This window comes from Parafrankia irregularis (assembly GCF_001536285.1).
Taxonomy (GTDB): Bacteria; Actinomycetota; Actinomycetes; order Frankiales; family Frankiaceae; genus Parafrankia; species Parafrankia irregularis.
The window spans coordinates 179,444-189,407 of sequence record NZ_FAOZ01000013.1 but is presented as its reverse complement, the minus strand read 5'-3'; the positions used below and the strand labels follow the sequence as shown (position 1 = coordinate 189,407).

The window sequence follows — 9,964 nt, the reverse complement described above, 5'->3', positions numbered from 1 at the left end:
ACGCCGTTCGGTGACCTGGGACCAGGGCGTCGAGATGATGCGGCATGCCCGGTTCACCGTCGCGACCGGGATCCCGGTCTACTTCTGCGATCCCCACAGCCCCTGGCAACGCGGTAGCAACGAGAACACCAACGGTCTGCTCCGCCAGTACTTCCCCAAGGGCACCGACCTGTCCGTCCATACCCCCGACGACCTCGCTCGCGTCGCCGCTCAGCTCAACGCCCGACCTCGACAGACCCTGGGTTGGAAGACACCATCACAGGTCTACGCAGAAGCCTGTGCGATGACCCCCTGAAGACAAGCGACCAAAATCCTTACTTCTTGCGGGTTGCCAGGTGAATCCTTGCCCATTTTGCGGCTATTGAGGCGAATTGCCGGTGCTGCGCGACGGTGCGGGATCGATCAGGAGCGGCGGCCCACCGCGCCGCAGGCGTGCAGCTCGTCGATGAGCGAGGCGTTGAGCCCGGCCTGCGCCAGCACCGCGCGGGTGTGCTCGCCGACCGGCGGCGGGGCGTAGGTCGGGCCGGGCGGGCGTTCGCCGGAGACATCCCGGATGCGGACCGGGGACAGGGGAACCGTCAGGTCACCGACCTTCCGCAGCAGCCCGCGGGCCGCCACCTGCGGGTCGTTCGGCAGATCCGGCCCACGGTTCACCCGCACCACGCTGGCCCCGAGCGGTCCGAGCTCGGCGACCCAGTGCTCGGCCCGCCGGGTCCGGAAGCGTTCGGCGAGTCGCTCGGCCACGGCGTGCGGGTCCTCCCAGCGGCGCAGGGAGCCGGTCAGGTCGGGCAGCCCGATCCCCTCGCACAGCGCGTCCCACGTCCGCGGCTCCGCGGCGGTGACGGCGACCCAGGTGTCGTCGGCGCACTCGTAGACGCTGCGGTCGGGTCCGAACGGGACGCCGCGGGGCCCGCGGTCGATGATCCCGTCGGCGGACGAGAGCAGCCAGGTGGACGCCTCGGACAGGCTGATGTCGAGCTGGGAACCCGTACCGGTGCGGTCGCGCTCACGCAGCGCGGCGAGAATCCCGACGCTCGCCATGAGCGCGCCGACGGGGATCGACAGGATCAGCTCCGGATGCCACGGCTGCTGCGGGTTCAGCGCGGTGAGCAGCCCCGAGTGCGCCGCGAACGACAGATCGTGCCCGGACCACTGGGCGTAGGGGCCGTCCTGGCCGTAGCCGGTGATCGAGCACCACACCAGGCGCGGCGTCTCGACCGCCGCGTGCTCGTAGCCGAACCCGCGCTCCGTCAGGACACCTGGACGCTCGTTCTCGACGAGGACATCCGCGTGTGCGGCGAGTGCCCGCAGCACCTCCAGCCCGCGCGGGTGCCGCAGGTCGAGCGCGAGTGAGCGCTTCCCGCGGTTGAGCCCGATCGGACCATCGAACTGCCGCCCCTTCGGTGACTCCACCCGGATGACGTCGGCGCCGAGGTCGGCCAGCAGCACGGTGGCGAACCCGCCGGGTGGCAACCGGGTGAGGTCGAGCACCGTGACACCGCTCAGGGGCAGCGCCGCCCCCGGAGCCGGCGCGGATGTCGGTTCGGGCATGTGATCTCCTCGGGTCGGGCCAGGACGAACCAGCGGGCACAGCGGGTGGATCAGCGCGGCGACGGGTCGGCGCTGGGGTGGATCAGTGCAGCCGCGGCAGCACCTCGTGCTCGAACAGCCGCAGGCTGGACCAGGCCAGGTCGATCGGCATCCCGCCGCAGAGCGGGTGGAAGTTGGCGAAGGGGCTGGGAGAGACCCGTAGTTCCGTGACGAGCTGGTCAGGGGTCACCACCCGGTACTGCCCGGTCGCGCGCAGCGCGTCGACGTCGGGCAGCGTGCGGTAGGGGCTGCCCCCGTCATCCTGCGCCTGCCAGGCCCCATAGGCGTTCGTCTGGTAGAGGAAACAGGGACCCATCTGGTCCCAGCCCTTCTCCGGGTCCTCGGCGAGGGCGACGGTCCGGGTCGCGCCGATGGGGCTCGGGCCCGGATCGGGTCGCCCGAGCCGCTGCACCTCGTCGCGATAGAACTCCCAGACCGTCGGGTCCGTCGGAATGAATCCGTCGGCGATGCGGGCGGCCCGCCGCGCGGCCGGCTCACTGCTCCCGCCGAGTGAGATCCACGGGCCGCCGGGACGGTACGGGGCGGGAGTGAGGTGGACCCGGCGGCCGCGGTAGTCGAAGGGGAGCCCGGCGAACGCGGCCTTGAGCGTCGTCACCACCTCGGTGACCCGCTGGGGCCGCTCCCGGGGTGACACGCCGAACAGGTCGAACTCCTCCCGCACGTATCCGCCGGCGATGACGACGTCGACCCGGCCCCGGCTCAGGTTGTCCAGGACGATCAGATCCTCCGCCAGCCGCAGCGGGTCGTGGAACGGCGCGATGAGCGCCGCGATGCTGAACCGGACGGTCCGGGTGCGCGCGGCCATCGCGGCCAGCATCGTGACCGGGCTCGGCAGGTACCCGTCGGCACAGCCGTGGTGCTCCGACACGGTGATGCTGGAGCAGCCCAGCCGGTCCGCCCACTCGGCCATGTCCAGCGCCGCGGCGTACCGGTCCGCGGTCGCGGTCCCGGCGAAGGCCGGGTTCCGGAAGTCGAAGCGCATCGCGAAGCGCATCGATGTTCACCTTCTTCCGTTTCTTCCGTGCCTTCGGTGGGTGCCGGTACCGGGACTGTCCGTCCCGCCCGGCACCCACCGCGTGTTCGTCGGGACCGGTGCGACGACCGGCACGATGTCCAGGCGTCCAGGAGCCGGCTAGGCGTCCAGGAACCGACTGAGGTTGTCGCGCATGATCTTGCGGACGGTGGCGTCGTCGAGGTGCCTGATCTGCGAGACGTACTGCATCGGGTCGGGGATGCCTTCGGAGTGCGGGAAGTCCGACCCGAAGACGAGGCAGTCGCTGCCGACGACGTCCATCGCCTTGGAGACGTTCTCCTCGGGGAACGGCGCGATGACGCAGCGCTCCTTGAAGATCGACGACGGCCGCCCGGGGAGCGTGCCCCACCTGGGCCGGCGGCCCAGCAGCATCGCGTGGTCGAGCTTGCGCAGCAGGTAGGGCAGCCACACGGTGCCGAACTCGGCGATGAGCACCCTGATGTTGGGGAAGCGGCCGAACAGGTTGTGGAACACCATGGCGGTGACGGTGTCCATGATCGGTCGGTCACCCCAGTAGGAGACCCACTGGAAGCCGTCGAAGTGCTGGTAGCGGCCGTTCGGATCCTCGCTCCACTCGGCCCCGTGCCGGGCGTAGGTGCCGCCCAGGTGCACCGCGACCCGGGTGTTGGTCTCGTTCACGAGGGACCAGAACGGGTCGAAGTACGGGTCGAACGGCGACCGGCCGTAGGCGGGCCCGGGCGGGAGGTCGACGAACCGGGCACCGCGGTCGAGGACCCGCCGCAGCTCGGCGACCGCGCGGTCGACGTCGAGCAGCGGGATCGGCACCGGGACGAGGATCCGGTCGTCGTGGGCGTAGCCCCAGTCCTCCCAAAGCCAGTCGTTGTACGCGCTGTTCACCGCGTACCCGGCCTCGATGTCGCCGCGCCCGAACGCGCTCTCCCAACCGGTCCCGACGGCATGCAGCACGGCGAGCTCGACATTCTGCAGGTCCATCAGCGCCAGTCGGGGATCCTTCTTCTCGAAGGCCGGGCGCATCGCGTTGTATCGCTCCACCAGCTGCGCCCGGCTGAGCTGGTCGAGATCCTTCATCGGGTTGAGCCTGTTGAGCATCGCGCCCGGAATGGGGATGCTGCCCGCCATCGCGGGCAACTCGGTGATGTCCACACCGCCGTGGCCGCCCTCGGGCTGCGAGTGGACGCCGAGTGTCCGCCGCTCGTGGTCGGCGTCCTCGTCTTCCTCATGTTCTTCCTCGGTGAGCATCCGCGGTTCTCCGGGCAGCCACGCGCGGTCGATCATTTCGGCCGACAGGTATCGCGTGACCGCGTCCGAAGGTGCGTAGAGATGGTGGTCCGCGTCGAATATCCCGTAGTCGAGGCTCTGCTCGAGATCTGCCACATAGATTCCGCGCGTCCCAAGCTGGGGGCTGTCAGGCAACGTTCCTCCAGGAGACTTGTCCTGATCACCAGATTTGAACTCAGTCTAACTCTGGTGTGCATGTCGACGCCACCCCACAGTGTTGAAGTGGGGCTGCCGTGCCCTGGATTTCGCCTGCCTTCAGGCCGGTCGTGCCCGCGGGATTGTCACGCGTCGGCACCGTCGACGGCCCCAAGGCAGCCAAAAAACGGGAGGGGGTCCGTCGGTGTGTGCTGGCCAATGCCAGTGAATGCCATCCGGAACGTCGCGGACGGCCTTACCCGCGGGCGTGTCCTCAGCCCGGGCGGGTCAGAGCAGGCGGGTCAGATCGGGAGCGCGTTGTCGGGGTGCAGCCCGGCGACGACGATGGCCGCGCGCCGGTAAAGGGCCTGGTTGAGCCGGCTGAGCCGGCCCTGGGACCATTCCATGATGGAGTCGACGACCAGGGCCTCCAGGATCTGCGCCATCTCCGACGGCTCGATCTGGCCGGTCACCTCGCCCTTCTCCTGGGCCCTGGCGAAGAGCTTCTCGAACGCCTCCGCGAAGGCCGGGCCCTCGTAGGAGGCGACCGACCGGTTCGGACGCCTGAACTCGGCGAGGGCGCGGCTCACCGCGGCCGGCGGGGTTCCCTTGATGTTGCGAGCGAGCGCGTTCATGACCGTGCGCAGCGAGTCGTTGATACCGCGGTCCGCCCGGACGCAACGATTTGCCGTGTCATTGAGGATGGTTGCCGTCTCGACACCCATCTCAAGCAGGATGTCCTCTTTGTGGGCGAAGTGGAAGTAGAACGTCCCCTTGGTCACGCCGGCGGCCTGGCAGATCTCCTCGACCTTCGTGTCCTCGATACCGGTCTCGAAACCGCGCTCCGTCCACAAATGCAGCGCGGAACGGACCAGCCGGCGCCGGGTCTCCCGCGAACGCTCCTGCAGAAGCCCTGCCCGCCGCCGCGGCTCATTCGAAATGCTCACCGTCCGGAGTATACCTGTGTGGTCCCCGCCGGAAGACCACCGAGATGCATACGGAGATGACCTGCCTCCTCGTGCCGCCACCCGCCACCGAAGCCACGGAACACCCGCGAGACGCACGCCACACCGGCATGCGTGCGGGCTGCCGCCGGTTTCAGTTTTTCTCCAGCCACTCGCGGGCGCTGCGCTGGACTTCGCTGAAAGGCCGGCCCCGGTCGAAGCTCGGCTCCCGAGGCAGGCCGAGGACCCGTTCGCTGATGGCGTTGCGCTGCATCTCGTTGGAGCCGCCGGCGATCGACCACACCCGGCTGTTCAGATATTCGAGTGCCGCCCGCTGACCCGCGTCGTCCCGCCACACCAGCGGCTGCCCCTGCCCGATTTCCAGCATGAGCCGGGCCCGCTGTGGGTTGTACACGCCGGCCGCGAGCTTCCAGTAGGAAGCGATGCCGCTCGCGGGCCTGTCGCTCGTCCGCAGCAGGCCGGTGATGCGCCGGCCCAGCTGGCCGCGGGCCCAGTCCGCGGTGTGGATCCGGGCGAGTGCCTGGCGGGCGACAGGGTCCTGGGCCCGCCCCGCGGCCCGGACCAGTTCGACGAGGAACGGGTCGATGGTGGCCGGGTCGGTCTCCGGCATGTTGACCGGGTCGTCGCGCCCCGCGCCCCGCTCGACCAGCAGCATGGTCTGCGCGACCGCCCAGCCGTGGTCGACCTCGCCGATCACCTCGTCGTCGCTCACCCGGACCTCGTCGAGGAACTCCTGGCAGAACTCCGCCGCCCCGGTGATCTCGCGAACGGGCCGGATGGTCATGCCCTCGCCGCGCATCGGGACGGCGAACCAGGTGAGCCCGCGGTGCTTCGGCGCGTCCCAGTTCGTCCGGGCCAGGCACAGGCCGTAGTCGGCGTAGGAGGCGCCGCTGGTCCAGACCTTCGACCCGGTGATCAGCCAGCCGCCCTCGCCGTCGCGGACCGCCCGCGTCGTGATGCCGGCCATGTCGGAGCCCGCGTCCGGCTCGGAGAACAGCTGCACGAACAGCTCGTCCCCGGCGAGGATGCGTGGGACGTGCCGGGCCAGGAAATCCGGCGAGGCATGCCGCAGCAGTGTCTGGCTGACCGGGCCGTAGGTGGTGCCGCCGGCATGGCCGAGGTCGGGCATCCGGTACGGAGCGGCCTCCTGGGCGAACGCCCGGGCGTGGGCGTCGCTGAGCCCCTGCCCGCCGTACCGCTTCGGCCAGTTGATGCCGGCGTACCCGGCCTGGTAGATCTTCCGCTGCAGCGCGCGTTCCGGCAGATACTCCTCGGCGCTGTGGGTGCCCCCGCCGCGGACCAGCCCGGCCGGCCCCGCCTCGCGGCGCTCCAGGTTGGCCGCCAGCCACTGCCGGGCCGCCAGCCGGTACTCCTCGAGATCCGGTTCGCCGGGATCCGGTCTTCCCGGAGCTGTCTCGCTCACGATGACGCCTCCTTCGCTTCCCGCGGAGCTTGGGTGCCCATGGACCTTCGGTGCCCGTGGGGCTCCGCTTCTCGTCCAACGCCGTCGTGCTCAGACACCGGACAGCTGGCAGACCCGCTCGCGGTGCCAGGTCGGCGTGCCGTACAGCGCCGCGTCGGCGGTCAGGCGACGCAGGTACAGGTGGAAGTCGTGCTCCCAGGTGTAGGAGATTCCGCCGAAGTGCTGCCAGCAGTTGTGCGCGAGCTCGATCGCGGCGTCCGAGACAAACGCCTTCGCCAGGCTCGCCGCATGCGCGGCCCGTGCGGCCTCCACCGGGCCCCGGTCCTGCGTGGCGACCGCCCGGGCGGCCGCGGTCACCACCGCGTGGCTCATCTCCAGCGCCAGGCTGCTGTCGGCCAGTTGGTGCTTGATCGCCTGGAAGGAGCCGATGGGCCGACCGAAGGCGACCCGGTCCTTGCAGTACTGCAGGGTGAGGTCGAACAGGTACTGCATGGCGCCGGCGGACTCCGCCGCGCCCAGGACCGCGGCGAGCCGGATCTGCGCGTCGACGGCGGCACCGGCCTGGCCTGGCCTGCCCAGCACGGCGGAGCCGTCCACCACGACGTCGTCGAGGTGGACCTCGCACAGCCGCCGGGTCAGGTCCAGCCCGCGGAGAACCTCCACCCCGACGCCTGGTGCGGACGCCGGGAGCAGGAACTGGGTGAGCCCTTCGGTCGTGTTCGCCGTCAGCAGCAGCCACTGCGCCGACTGCGCCTCCACCACCAGCCCCTTGCGCCCCGTCAGGCGGTACCCCCCGGGCACCGTCTGCGCGTGAGCTCCCGCGGGCCCGGACCAGTCGCCGGACGGGTCGGCGACGGCCCACGCGAGGGCCGCCTCGCCCGTGATGAGGTCGGGCAGGATCTTCGCCTGCTGCTCCTCGGAGCCCTCGCGGCTGAGTGTCGCCACGGCCAGGTTCGTGTCGATGAACGAACCCGGCTGCAGGTACCGGCCGCGCAGTTCGGCGAGAACGACGGTGTCCAGGACACCGGCGTCGGAGACGCTCCCGCCGCCGAGGGACTCCGGAGCCAGGAAGGCGAACCAGCCGACCTCCGCCGCCTCACGCCGGTAGGCCGGGCCGACCTCACCGCCGGCGTCGATCAGCTCGCGCAGCTTCCCGAGTGGGAGGCTCGCCTCGATGAACCGCTCGGCGGTCTCCCGCAGGAGCCGCTGCTCGGGGGAGAGATCGGGATCCATGCCGGTTCTCATTCCCTTCTGGGGCTGGTGCCGCGCCTGCCAGTGGTGGACGTCGTCCGTGGTGGACGTGGTCAGAGGTTGACCGAGTAACCGCCGTTGACGGGGTAGGTCTGGCCGGTGATCCAGGACGCGGCGGGGCTGGCGAGAAAGGTGACAAGCCCGGCGACGTCATCCGGCTGCCCGAGCCGGGGAACGATGTAACGCCGCAGCTGGCGCTCGACGCGGCGCTGTATCTCGGGTGACCCGGCCGCCATCTCCGCGAGCCCGATGGTGTCGACGGTGGCGAGCGCGATGTTGTTGACGGTGATCCCGTCGCGGCCCACCTCCCGGGCGATCGCACGGGTGAACCCCGCCGCACCCGCCTTGGCCGCGGCGTACGGGGCCATGTGCGGCTCGCCGACCCGGCCGGCGTCGGAGACGATCGTGATGATCCGACCGTGACCGGCGGCGATCATGTGGGGGAGCGTCGCCCGGGTGCAGTTCATGACGCCGTAGAGGTTCACGGCGAAGTAGCGCTCCCAGTCGGCTGGTTCGGTGTTCGTGAACTCGCCGAGGCTGACCGAGGGGCCGCGCCCGCCTGACGCCGGCGCGGTCGCGTCCCCGATCGCCGGCCCCGCGTTACCCGCGTTGTTGACCAGGATGTCGACGCCCGCGTCGCTGACCGACCTGGTCACCGCCTGGTAGTCCGAGACGTCGAACGGGACGGCCGCCGCGGCGCCGCCGGCCTGTTCGATCTCCTTGGCGACGGATTCCGCCCGGTCGGCGACGAAGTCGTTCACGAGGACCCTGGCGCCGGCCGCGGCCAGGGTCAGGCAGGCGGCGCGGCCCACGCCCTGACCGCCGCCGGTGACGACGGCCGTCCTTCCGCTCAGATCGATCGTGAAGCTCACGTGCGGTGGCTCCTTGTGTAGTCCGCGCGGTGTTGTACCGCGGGTAGGAGATGTCGGTTCGGCTCCCGGGCGTTCCGCCCGCCTGTCCGCTTCGCGAGCTTAGTTAAACCGAGTCTAAGTATGCAAGAGTCGCTCCATGATCCTTGTGGCTGTGGGCGTCGGCCTGGGATTCGATCTCCATGCCCGGTGGGTTCGGGTGGTGAGGCTTCCGGAGGGTTGTCGGGCCATGGTTGCGCCGCCGCGTGCGAGGTCCCACACTAATTCAACTTGGTCTAAATTTTCTTTCGAGGGAACGGATTGAGATGAGCGCGGAAGAGCCTCCCGTCCTGCAGGCGAAGAACCTCTGCGCCGGGTATCGGCGGGTCCCCTGCGTCCGGGATGTCGATCTCGACGTCCGGCCCGGTGAGATCGTCGTCGTGCTCGGCCCGAACGGGGCCGGGAAGACCACCACCCTGCTCACCCTCTCCGGCGCCCTGCCGGCGCTCGGTGGTGAGATCCGATGGAGGGGCGAGCCGACCACGGCGGCTCTGCACCACCGGGTGCGGGGTGGTCTCGGTGTGGTTCCCGAGGAACGCTCCGTCATCTCCCGGCTTTCGGTGCGTGACAACCTCCGGATCGGTCCCGGGCCCGTCGAGCGGGCGCTGGAGCTGTTTCCCGAACTGGAGCGGCTACTCGGGCGTCGGGCCGGCCTGCTGTCCGGCGGTGAGCAGCAGATGCTCTCGACGGCCCGGGCGCTGGCGGCCGAACCCGCGGTCCTGCTCGCCGACGAACTGTCGCTGGGCCTGGCACCCAAGATCGTCGCGCGTCTCATGCGCGCGCTGCGCGAGGCCGCCGACCGCGGCGCGGGTGTCCTGCTCGTCGAGCAGCACGCCCGCCAGGCGTTGGCGGTGGCTGACCGGGCCTGCGTGCTCAGGCGCGGGCGGGTGGTGTGGTCGGGGCCGGCCGAGGAGGCGACGCGGGACATCCGCCGGATCGAGGGCGCCTACCTCGGCGGGGCGGCCGCGGCATGACCTGCGGGTGGCTGGCCGGACGGTGTGGGGACCGACCGGCCAGCCACCCGGGACTGATCGGAGATACGGGTCAGATCTGGATCTGCACGACCTCGTCGGAGACCCGGGTCGGGAACACCATCAGATCCTGGTTGAACCCGTCCGAGGACGAGGGCCGGACACAGGCACCGGTGCGGACGTCGTACCGGCTGGCGTGCTGGGGGCAGATGATGAAGCACCCCTGGTCCAGGGGACGCCCGCCCAGCACGCTGCCCTGGTGCGGGCAGAGGTTCTGAAAGGCGAAGTACTCGCCGTCGACGTTGGCGACAGCCACCGGGAATCCGTCGACGATGACGGTCGCGGTCTCGCCCGGACCGATCCAGTCAACCGGCACGGCGTCGTGGAAATCAGCCACTGCTTCTCCT

Annotated in this window: 10 protein-coding genes; 2 read left to right on the top strand and 8 right to left on the bottom strand. The window is 70.4% G+C overall.

Going from position 1 to position 9,964, the window contains the following annotated elements; translation table 11 throughout:
• The coding region (locus tag AWX74_RS20770) for an IS30 family transposase (protein ID WP_114476403.1) at positions 1-295 on the top strand (295 nt) is incomplete at its 5' end.
• Between the two features lie 107 nt (positions 296-402).
• Here the strand turns inward: AWX74_RS20770 and AWX74_RS20765 are convergent.
• From AWX74_RS20765 to AWX74_RS20735, 7 genes are all read right to left on the bottom strand, one after another.
• On the bottom strand, positions 403-1,551 hold the full coding sequence (locus tag AWX74_RS20765; protein WP_091279452.1) for a CaiB/BaiF CoA transferase family protein: 1,149 nt from the start codon (positions 1,549-1,551) through the stop codon (positions 403-405).
• 82 nt (positions 1,552-1,633) lie between these two features.
• Positions 1,634-2,605 carry an LLM class flavin-dependent oxidoreductase gene (locus AWX74_RS20760; RefSeq protein ID WP_091279449.1) on the bottom strand — a complete coding sequence of 324 codons (972 nt, stop codon included), beginning with the start codon at positions 2,603-2,605 and terminating at the stop codon, positions 1,634-1,636.
• 138 nt (positions 2,606-2,743) lie between these two features.
• Complete coding sequence (locus tag AWX74_RS20755) at positions 2,744-4,000, bottom strand: amidohydrolase family protein (protein WP_242666337.1); 1,257 nt, start codon at positions 3,998-4,000, stop codon at positions 2,744-2,746.
• A gap of 341 nt (positions 4,001-4,341) precedes the next feature.
• Positions 4,342-4,986, bottom strand: coding sequence for a TetR/AcrR family transcriptional regulator (locus tag AWX74_RS20750; RefSeq protein ID WP_091279442.1), 645 nt, complete (start codon positions 4,984-4,986; stop codon positions 4,342-4,344).
• 151 nt (positions 4,987-5,137) lie between these two features.
• Positions 5,138-6,430, bottom strand: a complete 1,293-nt coding sequence (locus AWX74_RS20745; protein WP_091279439.1) for an acyl-CoA dehydrogenase family protein — start codon at positions 6,428-6,430, stop codon at positions 5,138-5,140.
• Between the two features lie 87 nt (positions 6,431-6,517).
• Positions 6,518-7,660, bottom strand: coding sequence for an acyl-CoA dehydrogenase family protein (locus AWX74_RS20740; RefSeq protein ID WP_091279435.1), 1,143 nt, complete (start codon positions 7,658-7,660; stop codon positions 6,518-6,520).
• Between the two features lie 71 nt (positions 7,661-7,731).
• Complete coding sequence (locus AWX74_RS20735) at positions 7,732-8,550, bottom strand: SDR family NAD(P)-dependent oxidoreductase (protein WP_091279432.1); 819 nt, start codon at positions 8,548-8,550, stop codon at positions 7,732-7,734.
• Positions 8,551-8,852: 302 nt separating this feature from the next.
• Between AWX74_RS20735 and AWX74_RS20730 the strand changes: the two genes are divergently transcribed.
• Positions 8,853-9,560, top strand: coding sequence for an ABC transporter ATP-binding protein (locus AWX74_RS20730; RefSeq protein WP_091279428.1), 708 nt, complete (start codon positions 8,853-8,855; stop codon positions 9,558-9,560).
• A 70-nt stretch (positions 9,561-9,630) separates the two neighbouring features.
• Here AWX74_RS20730 and AWX74_RS20725 read toward each other — a convergent pair whose 3' ends face one another.
• Positions 9,631-9,954, bottom strand: coding sequence for a Rieske (2Fe-2S) protein (locus tag AWX74_RS20725; RefSeq protein WP_091279425.1), 324 nt, complete (start codon positions 9,952-9,954; stop codon positions 9,631-9,633).
• Positions 9,955-9,964: the final 10 nt, after the last annotated feature.

What these genes read in the sequence shown, in the direction of transcription:
- AWX74_RS20765 (WP_091279452.1), bottom strand. Translation starts at nt 1,551, where the DNA reads ATGCCCGAACCGACATCCGCGCCGGCTCCGGGGGCGGCGCTGCCCCTG.
- AWX74_RS20760 (WP_091279449.1), bottom strand. Translation starts at nt 2,605, where the DNA reads ATGCGCTTCGCGATGCGCTTCGACTTCCGGAACCCGGCCTTCGCCGGG.
- AWX74_RS20740 (WP_091279435.1), bottom strand. Translation starts at nt 7,660, where the DNA reads ATGGATCCCGATCTCTCCCCCGAGCAGCGGCTCCTGCGGGAGACCGCC.
- AWX74_RS20730 (WP_091279428.1), top strand. Translation starts at nt 8,853, where the DNA reads ATGAGCGCGGAAGAGCCTCCCGTCCTGCAGGCGAAGAACCTCTGCGCC.